The following is a 21,941-nucleotide window of genomic DNA, read 5'->3' on the forward strand; positions in this document are numbered from 1 at the left end:
GAATGACATCAGTTTGCGTTTTAATTGTTCAATGATAATGGGTTAATTTGCTACTTTATCTTCGTGTGATTTCTTATTAATATTGCTAGCATCTTGTACACCTAAGATACTTAGGATAAACGCCACAATAGGAATACCAATAATTAAGCCCCAACCACCTAGTAGATGTTCCATGACAATGATGGTTGAAAATGTTAGGAAAATTGGTAATTCAGTTCGGTTCGCCATTAGACGTGGGTGTAGGAAGTATGATTCAAAGAGGTGGATAACTCCAACTAAAATCCATACCTCGAACATACCAGTCCAGCCGAGAGCCGCAAATGAAATGATACTTAATGGAATCAAAGAAATTAAGACACCTGCAATTGGGATGAGCCCCAGAATAAATATTAATAGCGCCATAACCATGATGCTTGGTACCTTAATAATATATAAGCCAATTACCATTAAGATGGTATTAATAAAGGCAATGGTTAGTTGAACTTCAATGACATTACCCAAGATAAGAATAAAAGTACTACTCAAATCGTAGACATTTTTAAAAAATACTGGATAGTCAGAAGTTAAGAATTTCGTACCAAATTTCTTCAATTTATTCCATGATAATGCACAGATAAGACTTAAGAAAATTGATAAAGCAATTTTAGATAAGATACTACCAATAACATTAAGCGTGTCTAAGCCACTTGCTAATAATGCTTTCCAATTCTTCGTTACTTCGTTTAGTAAATCAAGATTTTGATAAGTTTTATCAAGGTATTTTTTAACATCTGGGAAGTTACGAATAAACTTCATGACTTCATCGGGAATAACTGAAAATTGTTCAATTAAAGTTGGCATAACAAAGACAAATGACATACCAAAGATGATCAAACTAACAACAAAGACAAGTAAAACAGATAGACCATAAGGAATTTTAGTCCACTGTTTAATTTTATTGGCAACGTTAATTGCTAAATAACTAAAAATAATAGTAAGTAATACAATGCTAATTAAATCTCTGACAATGTACAAAACAATTAAAATAAAAATAAGAGCAATTAATTTTTGGACGTCTGTTCGTTTAAATAAGCTTTTTAAATCCGTCACGTATACACTCCTTAGTTTTTTGTTTAATTACTATTATAACCATTTTTAAAATAAAACGACACGGTCACGATACTGAAATAGGCGCATCAACATTAAAAATGTTGTTAATTTATTTTGTTACATAATTGTAATCCAAAAAATTAACGAATAGTCCATTTTAAAATTAGCTTTAGGTTATTTTTTAAAACGTTTTATACCAAACAATAATTTGATTAGTTAGATAATTATTCGCCTTTAAAGTGCTGGTTACCCTAAAAACTGCGTAAAACACTATTAATATAGATTGCGCAAGTGCGGGTAACAGGCTATACTTATCAAAGAAATTTAGCGGTTTAAGTCTTGTTAACCAAATTGTTTACTAGAGACAAAGCATTGACTTAGACAAACGAAAGTTGAGGAAAATGAAACATGGTTTCACGTCGTAATTTAGTAATTGGTGGAGTAGCTGTTGTTATTATCGCAGGTGTTGGTGCCACAATGGTTGGTAATAAGAATTCATCTTCTGACAAAAAAGACTTTTCAGTTGCTATGGTGACTGATGTTGGCGGTGTGGACGATCGTTCATTTAATCAATCTGCTTGGAAGGGTGTTAAAGATTGGGGTAAGTCACACGATTTGCAAAAGGGTAAAGATGGTTATAACTACTTTGCTTCTAAGACTAATGCCGACTTTGCACCGAACTTCCAACAAGGTGTATCAGCCAACTACAATATGTTGATTGGTGTTGGTTACGCAACTAATGATGCATTGGTTGAATCAGCTGAAAAAAATAAGAAAACAAATTACGTTCTAATTGATGATAAAGCTAAGAAACCATTAAAGAACGTTGCTTCAATGATGTTTAAACAACATGAAGCTTCATATCTTGCTGGGGTTGCTGCTGCAACTAAGGCACAAGAGTTAGGCGACAAAAAAGTTGGTTTTATTGGTGGTATGAGTTCAGCAACAATTAAGGCTTTTGAAGCTGGCTATATTGCCGGTGTTAAGTCAGTTGATCCTAACATCAAGGTTGATACACAATATATTGAATCATTTACCGATACTGCTAAGTCAAAGACAATTTCAGATGCTATGTATACATCTGGTACTCACATTATTTTCCAAGCTGCTGGTCCAGCCGGAAACTCAGTATTTACCTCAGCTAAGGATATCGATACTAAATTAGCAGCCGATGATAAAAACAAAGCTTGGGTTATCGGGGTTGATATGGATCAAAAAGACCAAGGAAATTACAAAGATAAGGATGGCAAGGATGCTAATTTAACAATGGCATCAGCTATCAAGAAAATTCCTAATTCAATTGTTAAGGTTGCCAACCAAGCTATGAAGGGTAATTTCCCTGGTGGTAAGACGGTGACATTTGGTTTGAAAAATAATGGTGTTGGTTTGACCACTTCTAATTTGGATGAAAAAGAGAAGCAAGCTGTCCAATCAGCTGAGAATGCTGTTAAGGACGGGGATGTTAAGGTTCCTAGCAAAATTAAGTAAATTTCATTAGCACTGATACGTAGTAGTTGAAAAAGCGGAACGAAACAATGTTCGGCTTTTTTGATTGTTAGCACATATATTATGATAACTATGTAACAAAAATATTAAAAGACGAATTATTTTGAGTTGAATACTAGTAAAAGCAACCTAATATATGTAAAATTACCTTTATATATTAAGTTAAGAGTAAGCAAGTTTAATTTTTCAGGGAGAAATGAAATATGGCAGATGAGCCAATTGTGTTGGAAATGCGCAACATTGTGAAGCAATTCGGTGAGTTTCGTGCGAATGACAACATTAACTTACAGGTTAAACGTGGTCAAATTCATGCGTTACTTGGTGAGAATGGTGCGGGTAAATCAACGTTAATGAACCAGTTATCTGGTTTATTGCAACCAACTTCGGGTGAAATTTTAATTAATGGTCAAAAGACTGTTGTTGATAGCCCATCAAAAGCAGCAGAATTAGGAATCGGGATGGTTCACCAACATTTTATGTTGATGGATGCTTTTACCGTAACTGAAAACATTGTTTTAGGTTCAGAACCAGTTAATGGTATGAAACTAAATATCAAAAAAGCCACCCAAGATATTAAGGATTTATCAGAAAAATACGGTTTGGATGTTAATCCAGATGCTTTAGCTGGTGATATTTCGGTTGGTATGCAACAACGTGTAGAAATTTTGAAGACCTTATACCGTGGTGCTGATATTTTAATTTTCGATGAGCCAACAGCGGTATTGACACCTCAAGAAATTGATGAATTGATGAATATTATGCGTCATTTGGCAGCAGAAGGTAAGTCAATTATTCTAATTACTCACAAATTAGATGAAATTAAAGCTGTTGCTGATCAAGTGACTGTCATTCGTTTGGGAAAGTCAATTGATTCGTTCCCAGTCGAAGGTGTGTCATCACAAGAATTAGCTGATATCATGGTTGGTCGTACTGTTTCGTTATATAGTACTGAAAAGACACCGGCACAGCCAAAAGATACGGTGATGTCATTAGAGAATTTGACAGTAAAAGATAGTCGTGGTGTTACAGCAGTTAATAATTTGAGTTTGGATTTTAGAGCTGGTGAAGTTTTGGGAATTGCTGGTATTGACGGTAATGGTCAATCTGAATTGATTTCAGCAATTACTGGGTTAATGCCAGTGGCTTCTGGAAAAGTTATGTTGCATGGTAAAAATATAACTAATAAAAAGCCCCGTCAAATTACTGAAGCTGGGGTCGCTCATATTCCAGAAGATCGTCATCGCTTTGGACTAGAGTTGGAAATGACGTTGGCTGAAAATATTGCTTTGCAAACGTATTACAAGCGACCACTTTCAAAGTCTGGTGTGTTAGATTACAACGCAATTAATGAACATGCGCGTGATTTAATTGAAAAGTTTGACGTGCGAACAGTGAATGAGTTAGTACCAGCTGGTTCATTATCAGGTGGTAATCAGCAAAAGGCGATTATTGCGCGTGAGTTAGATCGTGATTCTGATTTTGTCATTGCCGCTCAACCAACACGTGGATTAGATGTTGGGGCGATTGAATACATTCATCAACAATTAATTAATCAACGTGATGATGATAAGGCAGTTATGTTAGTTAGTTTCGAGTTAGATGAGATTTTGAATGTTGCTGATCGGATTGCAGTTATTTCACACGGTGAGATTACAGGTATCGTGAATGCAAATGAAACATCGAAGAATGAGCTAGGATTATTGATGGCGGGTATGTCATTGGATCAAGCTCGGGCACAATTGGCAGGAGAATAATCTCGTGAATAAAATTAATTCATATAGTACAGGACTGGTTGCTGGGTTAGCGGTCTTCTTTGGTTTGATAGTCGGTGCGGTTATCATGCTATTTTCAGGTTTCAATCCAGCTACTGGTTATATTAGTTTAGTACAATCAGCATTGGGTTCTTCATTAAACATTGGTGAAGTGTTACGTGCGATGACACCTCTTATTTTGACGGCAGCTGGTTTCATGGTTGCCCAATCAGCCGGATTTTTCAACATTGGACTTTCTGGTCAAGTTTGGGTTGGTTGGATTGCTTCTACTTGGTTTGTATTAGCTAATCAAGGCATGAATCCTTGGATTTTAATCCCCACCGCTGTTATTATCGGTGCAATTGGGGGTGCTGTGATGGGGTTCATCCCCGGATGGTTACGTGCCCAATTCGGTGCATCCGAAGTTATTACAACAATTATGTTGAATTACATCGTTTTGTATGGTGGAAACGCCATTGTGCAGGGGTTGCCTAAAAAGTTAATGGCAACGACGGACATGACGAAAACGTTAAGTGATACTGATTCATTGCGTTGGGACTTTCTATCTAACTTGACTGGTGGTTCACGTTTTAACATTGGCTTTATTATTGCTGTTGTAGCTTTAATTGCTATTTGGTTCATTATGAAACGAACAACGTTAGGATTTGAAATCAGAGCGGTTGGATTAAACCCAGATGCTGCACGTTATGCGGGTATGTCAGCTAAGCGTAATGCAATTATGGCGATGACAATCTCAGGAACGTTAGCTGGTTTAGCTGGTGCAACCGAAGGATTAGGAACTTATCTAAATATCTTCTCGCAATCAGCAGCACCACAAGTCGGTTATGATGGTATGGCCGTTGCTTTGCTAGCATCAGGCTCATTCCTTGGTATCATCTTTGCTGCTTTCTTGTTCTCAGTCTTATCTGTTGGTGGTCTAGGAATGCCTTTGGCTACTGGTGTACCAACAGAATTAGTTTCTGTTATAACGGCATCAATTATCTTCTTTATTGGTGCTAATTATCTAATTCGTTTGATTTTGGTTAAATTAGATGAAGATGATGAAAAATCCAAAAAGAAAAAAGATCAAAAGAAAAAAGTAGCAAAAACTGATAAAAAGGAGGCCAAGTAATCATGAGTTTGGAAACAATTTTACAATTGGTTATTTCAAGTACATTAGTTTACTCAGCGCCATTGATTTTTACGGCGTTAGGTGGAACTTTCTCAGAACGTTCAGGTATTGTTAACGTGGGACTTGAAGGAACCATGGTTATGGGGGCTTTCGCAGGAATTGTCTTTAATCTTAGTTTTGCTGATAAATTCGGTGGCGCAACTCCTTGGTTAGGACTGGTTGCCGGCGCACTTGTTGGACTAGTATTCTCATTGCTTCACGCTGTTGCCACGATTACGTTACGTGCCGATCACATTGTGTCAGGTACAGTTATGAACTTGATGGCACCTGCTTTAGGTGTTTACATCATTAAGTTGATGTATGGTAAGGGACAAACTTCAATGATTTCAGAAAACTTTGGTTACTGGAACGTTCCTGGTCTAAGTAAAATTCCATTTATTGGGCCAATCCTATTTACTAAGACGTCATCAACAGCCTGGGTAGCAATTGCAATTGCGTTTGTCGCGGCCTGGTTATTGTTTAAAACCCGTTTTGGATTACGTTTACGTTCAGTAGGTGAAAATCCACAAGCTGCTGATACGTTAGGTTTGAATGTTTACGGCTTACGTTATGCTGGTGTTTTGATTTCTGGTGTACTTGGTGGAATTGGAGGTGCATTATTTGCACAATCAATCGCTGGTAATTTCTCAGCTTCAACAATTGTTGGACAAGGATATATGTCAATGGCCGCAATGATTTTTGGCCGTTGGCATCCAGTTGGTGCCATGGGAGCCGCATTGTTCTTCGGCTTCTCACAATCAATGGCGATTGTCGGTGCTCAGCTACCAGTTGTTAATCAAATCCCAGCAGTTTATCTACAAATCGCGCCTTATGTCTTAACAATTTTGATTTTAGTTATCTTCTTTGCTAAGTCAAAAGCACCTGCTGCAGATGGTGTTAACTATATTAAATCAGTTTAGAATGTATAGTAATTAAGAGAGCGAGAACAAAGACGCTTTTGTGAACGCGTTTATGCTCATATTATAAAACAGTTAATAGTTAGCTAAGTAATAGCAGCCGGGACACTTAATGTCTCGGCTGCTATTTTATTATCATTAAATGCTATAATTAAGGGGAATAATGCAATGAATAGGGGACTGGGAAATGATTACAACAATTGCACTTGATTTAGATAATACATTATTAAATTCAAATAAAGAACTTTCAGCAGAAAATGAGCGGGTGTTGAAACAACTTCATCATGCCGGTAAACGAATTGTTTTATGCACTGGTCGACCAATTCAGGGAATTCAAAAGTTACTAACGCAATTGGAGTTATTTGAGCCTAATGATTTTGCGATTACCTTTAATGGTGGTTTGGTTCAACATAACAAAACAGAGCGCATCATGGCACAGACAACCTTGAACAAGCAAGATATTGAAGCTTTGTATACGGATGCTAAAGATAGACATTATCCAATTGATGCCATTGGAGCCGATCAAGTTTATTCATTGATTGACTTAGGCAAGTCAGATTATGAAGATTATATGGGTACTGCGTTGCATTTTTCAAATGTCACTTTTGATGAATTACCAGACACATCTTTTGGTAAAGCCGTTTGTTCAGCACCAGCTGACAAGGTTAAAGAAGTTAGAGCGGGGATGTCGGCTGAATTAAGGTCACGTTTGCACATTGTACCTTCACGAGCTGAATTGTTAGAATTTTTGCCTAAGGAAGTGAATAAAGCACGTGGATTAAAACAATTAATGGCGCATTTTGATGAATCATTAGATAATGTGATGGCCTTTGGGGATGAAGAAAACGATTTTGAGATGATTGACCAAGTCGGTATCGGTGTTGCAATGGACAATGCAATTCCAAAAATTAAAGAAGTTGCCAATGCAGAAACTTTAACTAACAATGAGGATGGTGTGGCAGCATATTTGAAGTCGTATTTTGAATTAGTTTAAGAAAAAATGTTTACACTTATAATGCAGATGAAAAAAGAGGTTGGAACTTTTGGTTCCAACCTCTTAGTCTTTTAATAGTTAATCTGCTTTGATTTTTGCAACGATGTCTTCTAAGTGAACACCATGTGAACCTTTAAGCATAACCATATCATCGGCTGTTAAGTCAGCTAGCAAATCTTTTAGTAAGGTTGCTTGGTCAGCAATGGCGTAACGTTTTACTGTACCAGATGGATAAACGTTATTTAGTGCCTCTTCAAGAGAAACAATCTCTTCACCAACTAAATAAACATGTTGAATTTTAGCTGGATCTAAACTCTCGGCTAGGCTTGCATGTAAATCTGCTGAAGCTTCACCAAGTTGTAGCATATCGCCAAGAACGGCAATTCGATTACCAGAAGTTGGCACATCAGCGAAAAACTGCAACACCTCTTTGGCAGCAGTCGGATTAGAGTTATAGACGTCAGATAAGATTTTGCCACCAAAATTACCATCTAACCATTCAGTACGGTTTTCAGTAATTGGTGCATTAGTCAAAGCATCTGCAATATCTGCATCAGAAATTTCTAACAAATGACCAACGGTGATAGCAGCTAGTGCATTAGCAACATTATATCTACCAGTTATTGGAATGGTAAATTGTTGGTCACTTTGATTTGTGACAAAACTAGCTTGTAGTGGGGTCATGTTCACTTCAGTTGCGTATAAATCATTCGTATTATCTAACCCGAATGAATCATGATTTAATGCTTGATGCTTGGCAACACGTTCATTTAATAGTGGCTCATCCCCATTAAACACAAGGCGACCATTGTCTTTTAGACCATTAATAATTTCCATCTTACCATCTGCAATATGAGCACGCGTTTTGAAGAATTCAATATGCGCTTCACCAATCATGGTTAACAAGGCAATATTTGGCTTAACTAGTTTTGATAAGAAATCTAAATCACCAGGGTGATCCATTCCGATTTCAATGACTAATAATTCTGTGTCATCAGACATTGATAAAATAGTTTGTGGGACACCGATTTCATTATTGAAATTAGCCGGTGTTTTGATTGTGCGATACTTTTTTTGACCAATCGCAGCAATAAAGTCTTTTGTGGTTGTTTTACCATTTGATCCAGAAACTGCTACAACGATTGGATCGACTTGATCAAGGTAGTAGCTGGCTAATTGTTGGTAGGCAGCTAGCGTATCGGGTACGATAATGACTGGTAAATCACTTGGTACATCAGTATGGTCAGCTTGCCATAATGCGACAGTTGCCCCGTTTTCTTTGGCAGAAGTAACGTATTGGTGGCCATCGTTATCAGCAACTAATGGCACGAATAAACTATTGGCACTTACTTTGCGTGAATCAAAGTTTGTGTTAGTGACAAAAACATCAGCTTCATTTTTAATCGGCGCATGTAAAATAGCAGCCATTTCTTGAATTGTTAATTTCATTTACCTGGTTCCTTTTTTAATTTTGGATGAGACATCGTTAGTATTATTTTACTCTGTTAATAAACTGCCGGCAATCAATGAGAATGGATGTTGATTTTGCAAGATTTTTTTGTGTGTATGGTTTATACTATTAAAGATAGTATTTAGAAATTTTGACGAGCTTGCTCGATAAAAATAAGAGGTGAAATTCATGTCCAAAGAAATCGGCGTTGATTTAGGAACGGCAAATGTGCTGATTTATGTTGATGGAGAAGGTATCATTTTAAATGAACCATCCGTAGTGGCAATTGATACTAAAACAGAAAAGATTCTAGCAGTCGGTACGGAAGCCTATCAAATGGTTGGTCGTACACCAGGCAATATTCGTGCTGTTCGTCCGTTGAAAGATGGTGTAATTTCTGATTTTGATATGACTGAAGCGATGTTGTCGCGCTTTATGTCAAAGTTAAATGTGAAAGGTGTGATGTCACGACCAAATATTATGGTTTGTGCACCAACTAATATTACCGGTATTGAACGTAAAGCAATTATTGGAGCTGCCGAAAAATCTGGTGGTGGTAAAGTTTACTTGGAATATGAACCAAAAGTTGCCGCAGTTGGTGCTGGTTTAGATATTTTCTCACCAATTGCCTCAATGGTTATTGATATGGGTGGTGGAACTACTGATATTGCCATATTGTCACTTGGTGATATTGTAACGTCAGAATCAATCCGGGTTGCCGGCGATAAGATGAACACTGATATTTCGGCAATGGTTAAAAATGATCATGGTCTACAAATTGGTGAACGAACTGCTGAACAAATTAAAATTCAGATTGGAACGGCGAACCCATTAGACGAACCAGAAGAAATGGAAGTTCGTGGTCGTGATAGCTTTACGGGTATGCCAAGAACAGTTACTTTGGATGCCAATGAAGTAGAAGCAGCTATGCATGATACTTTGATTCAAATCGTTGATACTGCGCATACCGTATTATCACGCATCCAACCTGAGTTAGCTTCTGATATCATTGATCGTGGTATCGTCTTAACTGGTGGTGGTGCATTATTACGCGGTATTGATAGTTTGATTGCGCAACAACTTGGTGTGCCGGTTATGATTTCTGAAGAGCCACTTGATAATGTTGCGAAGGGTGCCGGTAAACTTTTGGCACATATGCACGAAAAATAAGGAAGGTAAAATATGGCGCGTAAAAATAAACCAGTCGCTTTTGAAGTAAATGAATTAGATGATAATGTTTCTGAAGTTGTCATCAATAAAGTTGTTTTAGGTACAGTCGATGAAAAAGAGTCACCACTTGTGGTAACTTTTGCCGATGGTCATAAGACAACAACTAATAATTTCGATGATGCAGTTGCAAGTCTACTTGCAGAATACAATTTACATCATTAATAAATGAACCAAGAAAAAGGGGGAAACATGATTAAACGTTTTTTCTCAAAAGATGGTGGTGAAATTGATTGGTCAATCATCTTTGTTGTCATGATGTTAGCGCTGATTGGCTTGGCTTCATTGTATGTTGCGGGAACTCATGATTCCGGGGTTAATGTTATTAGGATGGTTGTTTTACAATTAGCCTATTATATTGTCGGCATTATTGGGGTCGCAATTTTAATGCAGTTTGATTCAGAACAGTTATGGCGTGTAGCACCATATGCATTTGCTGTCGGTATGGTACTGATGGTTGCCGTGTTATTCTTTTATTCTGAGTCTTATTATGCAAGTACTGGTGGTAAGTGGTTTGCAATTGGACCGTTAACTTTCCAACCAGCCGAAATTATGAAACCAGCCTTTATTATTATGTTGGCACGCATTATTACGAATCATAATATTGTTAATCCAACACATACATTGAAGTCTGACTGGCGCTTGCTATTGAAAATCATGTTATGGACAGTGCCCGTGTTAATCGTTAATGGTAGTGATTTTGGTACTAATTTAGTATTTATGGCTGTTGTTTTCGGAATGACATTGGTATCAGGTCTTTCATGGTTGATTTTAGGACCAATTATTGCCGTGGTTGGTGCGCTAGGTACGGGTGCAATTTTGTTAGTTACCCAAACGTGGGGTCGTCATCTGTTAGAACAGGTTGGTTTTAAAGCTTATCAGTTTACACGTATTGATGCGTGGTTAAATCCACAGAATGATACGTCAAATGGTGCTTATCAACTATGGCAATCAATGAAAGCAATTGGATCTGGTGGCTTAACAGGAACCGGATTTAACGTGTCACACGTTAATGTGCCAGTTCGTGAATCTGATATGATTTTTTCAGTTATTGGTGAGAACTTTGGTTTCTTTGGTTCCGTATTGTTGTTGATTCTATACTTCTTGTTAATTTACCAAATTATTCAAGTCGTGTTTGATTCGTCAAATCAGTTTTATGCTTATATTGCAACGGGTGTGGTTATGATGTTGTTATTCCACATTTTTGAAAATATTGGTATGAACATAGGATTGGTACCTTTGACAGGTATTCCATTACCATTTATTTCACAGGGTGGTTCTGCCTTGATTGGTAATATGATTGGAATTGGTTTAATCATGTCGATGCGTTACCACAATAAATCGTTCTCATTATCCGAACGTGAAGGCTTCTCATAAAAATGGCTCAATTGCAAATAGCGTGAAAATCATGAAATTGTCTAATTGAGTTTGTGAAATTGGCTCGTAAATTTGATGTTAACTACATCGGATTTATGGGCCTTTTGCTTATTAATAAGCAATTAAAAGTATTTTGTAATGCATGGTGATTAAATAGTTCAAAGCGAATTCTTAAAGCGTAAGCTTTAAAACTATGAAAGCCATAAGATGTACGATTAATTTGCTTAATACGACGATTGATGCCTTCCATACGACCATTTGAGTAGTTGTTTAGGAAGGCATTTTTAATGCCTTTTAAATTCTTTTTGTAACTACTAATAACTGAATCCATTGCGGAATGGTTAAATTGATAGTTTTCTAAAATTGTTTGAAAGTCTTCAAAGGCACGATGACGTTGGGAATTTAAAACAGCTTGATAGACTTCATAAGTCTGTTTGAAGTTGGGAGAAATATCAAATACTAATCGTAATGCATCTTGTGGGTACATAAATTCGTTAATACCTCTAAACCAGCGTGCCTGTTGGAAGTTTAAACGATTTTCATCTGTAATAAAGAAACGCCAGTTTGCTTTGAGCAGTTTATAGATACGACTTTTATGGTTATCTAAACTACGTTGTAAATTAATACGTGTACTTTGAACAGCTTTTAAAGCCAGTTGAATAATGTGAAAACGATCAATAATCAATTGAGCATTGGGAAACATTGTCCGTAAAGGTGTTTGATAGTTTGCATTCATGTCGGTGATAACAAATTGAACATTCTCTCGATTAGCTAGGGCGTAATTGGAAAGGTTCTTTTTAATTTTAGGACCAGTTCGTTTGGAAAATAGTTCAATTAAATCACTGGTCTGGCCATCAATCATTTCAAAACTAAATTGGTTTTTAGCGTAACGAATTTCATCAACACAAATGACACTAGGCAAAGCACGCTCGTAGTTAGTTTGATAGGCTTCAGCAGCATTATTCATTAAGCGATTAATTTTACTAGTAGATAAATGTAAGATGTGTGCAATTTCCTTTTCAGAAATATCACGTTTAGCCAAATCGATAATTTGATAAAGTAATGGACGTGTAATCTTAGAACGTGGCATAAAATCACATGATTGAGCGATTAAACTTTTAAGGCAATTACGACATTGATAACGCTGTTTTTTAACGGATAGTACTTGTTCAAAACCATTAGCTGTGGGTAATTGATAATCGGCTGTATCTTTACCATTTAAATAAACGTTATCTAACAAGGGACAACCACAGCTAGGGCAACGTTCAGGCAGTGTATTTAAACTTGCACGATAGCGCAATACTAAGTGATGATCATGTCCTTTAGGAACCACCTCATTAAAAGTACCGTCATTAGAAATTAAAAAATTGATATTTTTATCTGTCAAACCAACTGAATTTAAGATAGAATCATTTATAGACATCGATAAATACCTCGTTTCTTATTGTGTGGACAACTATATTTTACGCCGGTATTTTTATTGGTGTCTTTTTAATTGTGAAAAAGAGCAAAATAAAAGCGTGAAATTTTTACTTTCACGCTAAAAAGTATAGAGCCATAAAAATTTAGAGCATACAATCAAGGGGATGATATCTCTTTCGTTGTATGCTCTTTCTTTTGCGATGATAAGCACTATGGTATGATTAAAAATAATGATAAATGATAATAAAGAGGTGTGACATGTTAACAATTGGATTTATTGGGGCCGGTAATATGGCTCAGGCGATGATGAAAGGGTGGTCAGGTAATCCAGAAGTACAACTAACCGTTTATTCACCACATTCAGGTCAAAAAGTAGCTGATGAGTTGAAAATTACGGCAAAAAGTTCAGCAATGGAAGTTTGGTTAACTGCTGATATGGTTGTTTTGGCAATGCCAGCAGATCAATTAGCAGCTACGGCAAATGAATTGCAGCCAGCTATTTTAATGAAGCCAAGTGTTATTGTCGCCTCCGTATTAGGGGGGATTTCATTGGCTCAGTTGCATCAAGCATTGGGCGATAATTTAATTGTGGCACGTGCATTGCCTAATGTTAATGTCAGTGTAAAATATGGCTACACAGCATTGGCTTTTGATGAAATAACCGATGCTGAGATTAAGGGAGCCATTGCGGCCTTGTTCTTAGAATTAGGTCGGACTGATGAATTACCAGAAGACCAGTTTGGTGCTGCTAGTGCAGTCGCTGGATCAGGACCAGCTTTTGTGGCCGCATTTACTGAATCATTAAAACAAGCTGCTATGAAAAATGGTCTTGAAGAATCAATTGCGGCTCGTTTAGCAGAGCAAACAGTTGCGGGTACGGCTCAGCATATGACGCAAGCTAAGAAAACACCAGAAACATTGGCTAATGAAGTCATGACACCAGGTGGTTCAACGGCAGCTGGTTATGATGTGCTAGAAAATGGTGGATTGAATCAACTAGTATTAGATACAATTAATGCGACGATGGCCAAGAACGCTGAATTTGAATAATCAATTAAAAAAGTATTGCATTGTTTTTTGGAAACTGGTATTATTATTTATGTTGTTGAGGCAACAAAGTAATAATGGCTCATTGGTCAAGCGGTTAAGACTCCGGTTTTTCACACCGGCATCCAGGGTTCGACTCCCTGATGAGCTATAAGTTTAAAGAGGTTGAACCAGAAATGGTCCAACCTCTTTTTTTAGTCGTGTTATGCAAACACTATGATAAAATAATACCAAGTATAATTATTAAAGATAATTAATAGGGGGATTACAATTTTATGGTAGCAGCAAAACGTTTGGTGGATGTTTTTCAACCATCACATTACGATATTTATTTAGATATTAATCGTGCAGCAAAAACCATTGCTGGAGAAACAACGATTAAAGGAGTAGCTGAGCAAGCTGATGTTTTATTGAATCAAAAGTTTATGACAGTAACGGATGTCCAAGTAGATGGTCAATCTGTAGCAGCAACAACTGATGATGAAAGTGAAACAATTGCGTTTACTACACCACATACTGGTGAAATGACCATTAAGGTTGTCTACACTGCGCCCTTGACAGATACAATGATGGGTATTTATCCATCTTATTATCAAGTTGATGGTGAGAAGAAACAATTAATTGGTACGCAATTTGAAACGACGGCTGCTCGTCAAGCTTTCCCAAGTATTGATGAACCAGCAGCTAAGGCAACGTTCTCATTGGCTATTAAGTACGATGAGCAAGCAGGTGAAACAGTCATTGCTAACATGCCTGAAGAAAAAGTTGTTGATGGCGTTCATTACTTTGCTGAAACTGTTAAAATGTCAACTTACTTAGTTGCATTTGCGTTTGGTGATATGCAAAGTAAATTGACAACAACTAACAGTGGTGTGCAAGTAGGGGTATTCGCAACGAAAGCACATAAGCCATCAGAATTAGATTTTGCTTTGGATATTGCAAAGCGTTCAATTGAGTTCTATGAAGATTACTATCAAACACCTTATCCATTGCCACATTCATGGCAATTGGCATTACCTGACTTTTCTGCTGGAGCCATGGAAAACTGGGGCTTGGTAACTTATCGTGAAGCTTACTTAGCTCTAGATGAAGCTAATGCATCATTGAGTATGAAGCAACAGGTTGCCACAGTGATTGCCCACGAGTTAGCTCATCAATGGTTTGGTGACTTAGTAACGATGCAATGGTGGGATGATCTATGGTTGAACGAGAGTTTTGCTAACATGATGGAATATGTGGCGATTGATGCTTTAGAGCCAGATTGGCACATTTGGGAATTGTTCCAAACATCAGAAGCAGCAGCTGCTTTGCAACGTGATGCAACTGATGGTGTGCAATCTGTCCATGTGCAAGTTGAAAAGCCAGCTGAGATTGATGCAATTTTCGATTCAGCGATTGTGTATGCTAAGGGATCACGTATGTTAGTCATGGTTCGTGCATTAATAGGTGACGATGCTTTGCGTCGTGGTTTAAAGGCTTATTTTGCCGCTCATCAATATGGTAACGCCCGTGGTGCTGATTTATGGGCCGCTTTGGGTGAGGCTGCTGGGATTGATCTAACAGCAATGATGGATACTTGGCTAGAACAACCAGGTTACCCAGTATTAGATGTGACAGTAGTTGATGGTCAATTGAAGTTAACACAAAAGCAATTCTTTATTGGTGATGGTGTTGATCAAGGTCGTCAGTGGCAGATTCCTTTGAATAGTAATTATGAAGGACTACCCGAGTTGATGGCAGAAAAATCATTAACATTGGGTAACTATCAAGAATTACGCGAAGCTGCTGGTGAGCCATTCCGTGTGAATGTCGAAAACAATGCGCACTTTATTGTGAATTATGCGCCAGAATTGTTGCAAGATATTGTAGATAATGTAGCTGACTTAGATGCCATTACACAATTACAAATCTTACAAGATTTGCGCTTGTTGGCAGAAGGTCGTCAAATTTCATATGCCGTGGTTGTCCCATTGTTGCATGAATTTGCCGATAGTACATCAGGTGTTGTTAATACAGCACTTTACCAAGTAATCAGTAATTTAAAGAAGTTCGTAAAGCCTGAATCAGCTGCTGAAACGCAATTAAAGCAATTAGTTAATAAGTTGAGTGCTGACCAATTTACTCGATTGGGTTGGCAAGGTAAGGCTGGCGAATCAATTGATGATCAAGTGAGTCGTTCAGTAATTGTTGATGCTGCCTTATATGCTGAAAATGAGGAAGCTATCCACTCAGCACATGCACTAGTATCAGAGAATCGTGATGCTCTAGTAGCATTGCCAGCTGACGTTCGTGCTAATTTGCTTGCCAATGAAGTTAAGCATTATGGTGATCGTGACTTGTTTGACCAATTACTATCAGATTATCAAACGACTGCAGATGGTGGTTATCAAGGTGATATTCGGGTCGCCTTGACGAAGACAACTGATCCAGCTTTGTTGCAAGAAATTGTTAGTTACTTTGAAAATAGTGAAGTCATTAAGCCGCAAGACTTACGTGGTTGGTATCGTGGCGTTTTGGCGAACGACCGTGGTCAACAATTAGCCTGGGACTGGTTACGTGATGAGTGGTCATGGTTGGAAAAGACTGTTGGTGGTGATATGGAGTTTACAACTTATATTACAGTGACATCTGGTATCTTTAAGACAGCTGATCGCTTAACTGAATTTAAGGCCTTCTTCGAGCCAAAGGTTGATGTGCCAGGTTTGGGTCGTGAAATTACGATGGATATTAACGTTATTGCTGGCCGTGTTGCTTTAATTGATGATGAACAAGCGGCTGTGCAACAAGCGATTAATGCTGCATTATAATTAGTAAAGGGGAGAACAACATGACGCGTTTATTTGTAAGTGATTTGGACCAAACGTTTTTGGATATAAATCGCGAATTCAATGCACCTCGATTTGCCGCAATCCTTGATAAATTAGATGCTCAGGGCGATCAATTTGCAGTTGCAACAGGACGTGATGAAAATTGGGTTCGCAATAAGTTTGGCGCATTAGCTGATCGAATCCATTTAGTTACTGGTAATGGGGCAACGTGGCGTGTCAATGGCTCTGATGAATTGCACATCCGGAATGTCGATGCGGTTACTTTGCCAAAATTAGAAGAATTAGTATTGCAGCCAAAATTTTCAGCAGTGCGTGTTATTGCATTCTCGGCTGATAATATGTATTACTTATCTGGACTTAGTGGTACTGCTGATAATGCGCAAGAAGATGTTATTCAGACCTATTCAAATATTATTACAGTTGATCATCTAGCGGATATTGATGAACCATTAGCGAGTGTTACTGGTGAATTTTCTAAGGCACACGCTGAAGAAGTAATCAAAGAAGTGGAGGCTAATCAGTTACCATTACATGTCACAACATCTGGCTATGGTACGGTTGATATTTTAGCTGCTGGTGTTAATAAGGCCACAAGCTTGGCTAAGTTAATCGCTGAAATTGATATCGCACCAGAGAATTTGATTGTGTTTGGGGATGGTATGAATGATTTAGAAATGATGCAATTAGCTGGTCAAACTTATATTATGCCTAATTCTGATAAGCGCCTCTTCAATCGTGGTTATCATGTTGCTGAATATGATAATGATCATGAGGGTGTCTTAGCTGAAATCGAGAAAATTATTAAATAGATGAATGAGAGGTTGGAACAAAAGCAAATGTTCCAATCTCTTTTTGTAGGGTGTCATAGTAATTGACGGTATTATGCAATTAGCGTACACTAAACGAATAATTATGATATTGATAATGAAATATCTGGAGGAGCGTAGATGGCATATTTAGAATTAAGAGATATTCAAAAAGCTTACTATCTTGGTAAAGAAAAGTTCCCGGTTCTAAAAGGAATTGATTTAGATTTTGAATTAGGTGAGTTTGTCTCAATATTAGGTGAATCAGGTGGTGGTAAATCTACCTTGATGAATATTATTGGTGGTTTAGATCGTGAATTTGAGGGTGCAGTTACCATCAATGGTAAAACGTTAGATCATCATTTAGAAGAACAGTTAGATGCTTATCGTCGCGGTACGATTGGCTACATCTATCAATCATATAATTTAATTAGTCATCTATCAGTTTTGGATAATGTGTTAGTTTCGTTAGAAATGACGACATTGTCACAAGCTGACAAAACTAAGCGCGCAACGGAACTATTAGAACGGGTGGGATTAGGTGAACAGATTCATAAACACCCTAACCAATTATCTGGTGGTCAGAAACAACGTGTCGCCATTGCGCGTGCCCTAGCATCAGATCCACAAGTTATCATTGCCGATGAGCCAACTGGTGCTTTGGATGCCGAAAACACAGCTGATGTTTTGGAAATCTTAAATGAAATTGCTGCTGAAGGACGGTTAGTTATTGCCGTAACGCATTCGGAGGATGTTGCTAATCACGGTACCCGAATTGTGCATTTGGCAGATGGTAAGATTGATAATGATACTCGTATTCGTGAACCATATGCGGTTCCTGAAAACGTGACGCGTTTAGCAGATCAACCATTACCAGCTAGTTCTTCATATCGTAATGCTTACAAGCATTTAACTTTTAGTTTTTGGCGTAATTCATTAATTATGTTGGGAACGGCGATTGGTTTATTTGCTGTGATGTTGTTTTCTGGATTAGGAAACGGTGTTAAAGCATATATCAATGATCAAGTTAATTCATTAGCAAATCCGACAGCGATTACCGTTTCTCGTTATCAAGATGATGAGGATGGTGAAGGTGGTGTTGGTCAAATGTCAGCCGGTGGTGGTGGAGCAGTTGATCTTAAAAAGACAACCATTTCAGATAAGCAAATGAAACAAATTCGTCATACCAAAGGGGCTAAACATGTACAACCTGGTTATCAGTTGTCTGGTGTTAACGGAAAAATAGCTGATGACGAATATAAGTTAGGAACCGTTCAAACTTGGTCAGCAACATATCAAAAGAAGATGATTAAGGCTGGTCATGTGCCTGGTAAAAACGAAATCTTAGTTGATAAGAAGACCGTTGCTAAGCACTTTGATAAAAAAGATTGGCAATCAATTGTTGGTAAGAAAATTAATGTCGACTGGGTAACGGTCAAAGAAGATGGTCGTACACCAGTGCCAATGAAGAAGACACTAAAGATTGCGGGTGTTATTGATGCTGGTAAAGCGGGTGCCGTTAATGTGGTAAACGCAAATATGGTTCGTGATGCTTATAAGAAATCTGGTGCTGCAACGAATGCTTTGTTTGCCACGGTTAGTGTGAAAGATGCAGATGCTGTTAAGCCTTTCCAAAAAGCAATTCACAAGCTTAAGGATGATGACAATAATCGTTTGTTCTCAGCCTTAACGGTTGGTTCTGTTTTGGACACAATTAATACAATCGTATCATTGGCAACGAATGTTCTAGCTGCTATTGCTGCTATTTCACTAATTGTTTCAGCTTTGATGATTATTGTAACGATGTTCATGTCAGTTTCAGAACGTACTAAGGAAATCGGTATCTTGCGTGCTCTAGGAGAGAGCAAGAAGGATGTGCGTCGTCTATTCACGTCTGAATCAGTCTTGATTGGTTTGGCAAGCTTTGTCTTAGCTGTTATTTTAGCTTTCGGTATTGGTGCTATTCTAAATCAAGTTTTGTATAAGATTGCATCATTCGATATGATTCAAATTACATTTGGTAATGTAGTGACAACACTGATTCTAGCGTTGATTATTTCGTTCTTGGCAGCATTATTGCCAGCACGTCGCGCGGCTAAATTAAATCCAATTGATGCTTTAGCAGCTGATTAATAAAATATTATTGTTTTATGGAGTTAGAATAAAAATTCTGGCTCCTTTTTTTAATTTTTATATCCCATTTTGGGAAAGTTGATGACTAGAAAAATCGGTCTATACCGTGTAAACTTAAAGACAGTTAAAGATGAATTTCAGACGGTTGTATTCCGCTTGTGTCATTTAATAAATAAGGGGATTAATCATGAGCAAAGTATTAACACATGCAACTATTTATACAGGAGACGATGCCCAACCAGTGTTAAAGGATGCTTATATTCGTTTTGATAAGCAAATTGAAGCAATGGGTCCAATGACAGAATTAGTTATTAGTGCAACTGACGAGTTGGTTCGAGCTGATCGTCAAGTCATTATTCCAGGTTTTATTGATGTTCATACACACGGTGCCTATGGATTTGACACAATGGATGGTAATACACAAGACGTTATTAAAATGGTTCATGGCCAAATTTCAGAAGGAATTACCTCAGTATTTCCAACCACAATGACGCAATCAGTTGAAAATATTTCTAAGGCCATGGTGGCGATTAATGAAGCCGCTGAACAAGAACCTGCGATTATGGGTGTTCATTTAGAAGGACCATTCATTAATCTACATTTTAAGGGTGCTCAACCAGAACAGTACATTATTGCGCCTAGCAAAGAATTGGTCCAAAAGTGGCATGAATTATCAGGGAATCGGGTGCGCTTAATTACATACGCTCCTGAACAAGCTGAGAACGTTGCGGCCTTTGAAGACTACTTAGCTGAGCAAAATATTATTGGTTCAATTGGTCATTCTAATGCAACGCGTGATTTCTTGAAAGAAAATTCAAAAGCTAGTCATATCACCCATTTGTATAATGCACAAAGGCCAATGCTACACCGTGAACCAGGGGTAACTGGTCATGCTATGTTAGAAGATAATATTCGTACTGAATTAATTGTTGATGGTTTCCATGTTTATCCTGATATGGTTAATTTGGCTTATAAGTTAAAGACCGCTCATCGGATTGATTTAATTACTGATTCAATGCGCGCTAAAGGGTTAGGCGATGGTGAGTCTGAATTAGGTGGTCAAAAAGTTTGGGTCAAGGATAAACAAGCTCGTCTAGCGGACGGTACATTGGCAGGATCTGTTTTAGAGTTCGATGATGCTTTCCGTAATATTATGGCCTTTACGGGTGCTTCAGTTCATGAAGCAATTCAAATGGCGTCAGTTAACCAAGCTGTTGAGTTTGGCCTTGATACTAAAGGAACTTTGGCTATTGGAAAAGATGCTGATTTAAATGTATTTAATGCTGACTTTACAGAGTTAACTGCTACTTATAGTATGGGTCGTCGTTTTTCTAAGCAAGATGGTGTCGAAACAAAGGAGTAAATATTATGGGCTCTCCGGTTTATATTCAAATTCATGATGAAATTCATGAGGCCATTGATGGTGGTCGTTGGGTGCCAGGTGATCGCATTCCCGCAGAACGAGAATTAGCTGATCAATTTGGTGTATCACGAATGACATTGCGACAAGCAATTATGTTACTGGTTGATGAAGGAATTTTAGAGAGACGCGTAGGTTCTGGAACTTTTGTATCTGAACAAAAAGTGCAAGAACATTTGAACGGTATTACGTCATTTACTGATTTGATGGCCGATGCTGGTAAAAAAGCAACGTCAAAAACAGTTAGTTTCCACGTTGGTCGTGCTTCAAATTCAGAACAAGAACAACTATTGCTAAATGAAGATGATCGCGTACTTCGTATGGAACGTGTTCGTTATGGTGATAATGAGCCAATCGCTTTTGAAGTAGCGGCAATACCAGAATCATTAGTTACGGGTTTGTCACGACAAGCGCTAACAGATTCATTGTATCGGACCCTAGCTAAAGAACGTAATTTAAAGATAGGAAAAGCACAACAAATTGTCACGGCAGCAGCTGTCAATGAACGTGTTTCAGAATATTTATCAATTAAACGTGGTGATCCTGTTTTAGTGTTACGTCAGATTACTTATGATGAAAAAGGCGTACCGTTTGAATATGTGCAGACACAATATGTCGGCTCACGTTTTGAATTTTATATGGAAAAATCGTAACCTTGGGTAATTAAGCCTTGTTTATTGATGAATAATTTGATAGACTATTGAAAGTGTTGAAAACTGCAGCGGGTTGTCCGCAAGCTCGTCAACAATTTACCGACCCGTTTCAATTATGGCGGAGAACAATACTAGTACCTGCGCTGCAGC

The 21,941-nt window shown here is 37.7% G+C and carries 17 protein-coding genes and 1 tRNA gene; 15 read left to right on the forward strand and 3 right to left on the reverse strand.

Annotated features, from left to right (window positions below):
• Positions 1 to 42 precede the first annotated feature (42 nt).
• Positions 43 to 1,089 carry an AI-2E family transporter gene (locus ACSYSF_RS00865; RefSeq protein ID WP_489867866.1) on the reverse strand — a complete coding sequence of 349 codons (1,047 nt, stop codon included), beginning with the start codon at positions 1,087 to 1,089 and terminating at the stop codon, positions 43 to 45.
• 408 nt (positions 1,090 to 1,497) lie between these two features.
• Between ACSYSF_RS00865 and ACSYSF_RS00870 the strand changes: the two genes are divergently transcribed.
• From ACSYSF_RS00870 to ACSYSF_RS00890, 5 genes are all read left to right on the forward strand, one after another.
• Positions 1,498 to 2,577, forward strand: a complete 1,080-nt coding sequence (locus tag ACSYSF_RS00870; protein WP_489867867.1) for a BMP family lipoprotein — start codon at positions 1,498 to 1,500, stop codon at positions 2,575 to 2,577.
• Between the two features lie 221 nt (positions 2,578 to 2,798).
• On the forward strand, positions 2,799 to 4,349 hold the full coding sequence (locus ACSYSF_RS00875) for an ABC transporter ATP-binding protein (protein WP_489867868.1): 1,551 nt from the start codon (positions 2,799 to 2,801) through the stop codon (positions 4,347 to 4,349).
• 4 nt (positions 4,350 to 4,353) lie between these two features.
• The gene (locus ACSYSF_RS00880; protein ID WP_489867869.1) at positions 4,354 to 5,478 is read left to right on the forward strand and encodes an ABC transporter permease; all 1,125 of its coding nucleotides are present in this window, start codon (positions 4,354 to 4,356) and stop codon (positions 5,476 to 5,478) included.
• A 2-nt stretch (positions 5,479 to 5,480) separates the two neighbouring features.
• Entirely contained in the window at positions 5,481 to 6,437 is a 957-nt protein-coding gene (locus ACSYSF_RS00885) for an ABC transporter permease (protein ID WP_489867870.1), read from the forward strand.
• 184 nt (positions 6,438 to 6,621) lie between these two features.
• Positions 6,622 to 7,428 (forward strand): Cof-type HAD-IIB family hydrolase, encoded by an 807-nt coding sequence (locus tag ACSYSF_RS00890; RefSeq protein ID WP_489867871.1) that lies wholly within the window; start codon positions 6,622 to 6,624, stop codon positions 7,426 to 7,428.
• A gap of 78 nt (positions 7,429 to 7,506) precedes the next feature.
• Here ACSYSF_RS00890 and ACSYSF_RS00895 read toward each other — a convergent pair whose 3' ends face one another.
• Positions 7,507 to 8,877 carry a UDP-N-acetylmuramoyl-tripeptide--D-alanyl-D-alanine ligase gene (locus ACSYSF_RS00895; RefSeq protein WP_489867872.1) on the reverse strand — a complete coding sequence of 457 codons (1,371 nt, stop codon included), beginning with the start codon at positions 8,875 to 8,877 and terminating at the stop codon, positions 7,507 to 7,509.
• Between the two features lie 190 nt (positions 8,878 to 9,067).
• On the opposite strand from ACSYSF_RS00895, the gene ACSYSF_RS00900 reads away from it, so the two are divergent.
• The 3 genes from ACSYSF_RS00900 to ACSYSF_RS00910 are packed head-to-tail and all read left to right on the forward strand — an operon-like array spanning position 9,068 to position 11,482.
• Positions 9,068 to 10,048 carry a rod shape-determining protein gene (locus ACSYSF_RS00900; RefSeq protein WP_489867873.1) on the forward strand — a complete coding sequence of 327 codons (981 nt, stop codon included), beginning with the start codon at positions 9,068 to 9,070 and terminating at the stop codon, positions 10,046 to 10,048.
• 12 nt (positions 10,049 to 10,060) lie between these two features.
• A complete protein-coding gene (locus ACSYSF_RS00905) occupies positions 10,061 to 10,270 on the forward strand; it encodes a DUF2969 family protein (protein ID WP_489867874.1) in 210 nt (69 codons plus the stop codon).
• A gap of 27 nt (positions 10,271 to 10,297) precedes the next feature.
• Complete coding sequence (locus tag ACSYSF_RS00910; RefSeq protein WP_489867875.1) at positions 10,298 to 11,482, forward strand: FtsW/RodA/SpoVE family cell cycle protein; 1,185 nt, start codon at positions 10,298 to 10,300, stop codon at positions 11,480 to 11,482.
• A gap of 82 nt (positions 11,483 to 11,564) precedes the next feature.
• On the opposite strand, the gene ACSYSF_RS00915 is transcribed toward ACSYSF_RS00910, so the two are convergent.
• A complete protein-coding gene (locus ACSYSF_RS00915; protein ID WP_489867045.1) occupies positions 11,565 to 12,905 on the reverse strand; it encodes an ISL3 family transposase in 1,341 nt (446 codons plus the stop codon).
• A gap of 257 nt (positions 12,906 to 13,162) precedes the next feature.
• Here ACSYSF_RS00915 and proC point away from each other — a divergent pair, with 257 nt between their 5' ends.
• From proC to ACSYSF_RS00950, 7 genes are all read left to right on the forward strand, one after another.
• On the forward strand, positions 13,163 to 13,954 hold the full coding sequence (gene proC, locus ACSYSF_RS00920) for a pyrroline-5-carboxylate reductase (RefSeq protein WP_489867876.1): 792 nt from the start codon (positions 13,163 to 13,165) through the stop codon (positions 13,952 to 13,954).
• Positions 13,955 to 14,030: 76 nt separating this feature from the next.
• Positions 14,031 to 14,102 (forward strand) — tRNA-Glu (locus tag ACSYSF_RS00925).
• A gap of 124 nt (positions 14,103 to 14,226) precedes the next feature.
• Complete coding sequence (locus tag ACSYSF_RS00930; protein WP_489867877.1) at positions 14,227 to 16,758, forward strand: M1 family metallopeptidase; 2,532 nt, start codon at positions 14,227 to 14,229, stop codon at positions 16,756 to 16,758.
• A gap of 20 nt (positions 16,759 to 16,778) precedes the next feature.
• Positions 16,779 to 17,588 carry an HAD family hydrolase gene (locus ACSYSF_RS00935; RefSeq protein WP_489867878.1) on the forward strand — a complete coding sequence of 270 codons (810 nt, stop codon included), beginning with the start codon at positions 16,779 to 16,781 and terminating at the stop codon, positions 17,586 to 17,588.
• Between the two features lie 138 nt (positions 17,589 to 17,726).
• Positions 17,727 to 19,718: an ABC transporter ATP-binding protein/permease gene (locus ACSYSF_RS00940; RefSeq protein ID WP_489867879.1), complete on the forward strand. Its 1,992-nt coding sequence runs from the start codon at positions 17,727 to 17,729 to the stop codon at positions 19,716 to 19,718.
• 187 nt (positions 19,719 to 19,905) lie between these two features.
• Positions 19,906 to 21,081, forward strand: coding sequence for an N-acetylglucosamine-6-phosphate deacetylase (nagA, locus tag ACSYSF_RS00945; protein ID WP_489867880.1), 1,176 nt, complete (start codon positions 19,906 to 19,908; stop codon positions 21,079 to 21,081).
• 5 nt (positions 21,082 to 21,086) lie between these two features.
• Entirely contained in the window at positions 21,087 to 21,791 is a 705-nt protein-coding gene (locus tag ACSYSF_RS00950) for a GntR family transcriptional regulator (RefSeq protein WP_489867881.1), read from the forward strand.
• Positions 21,792 to 21,941: the final 150 nt, after the last annotated feature.

It is taken from the genome of Weissella sp. ESL1139 (assembly GCF_058506735.1).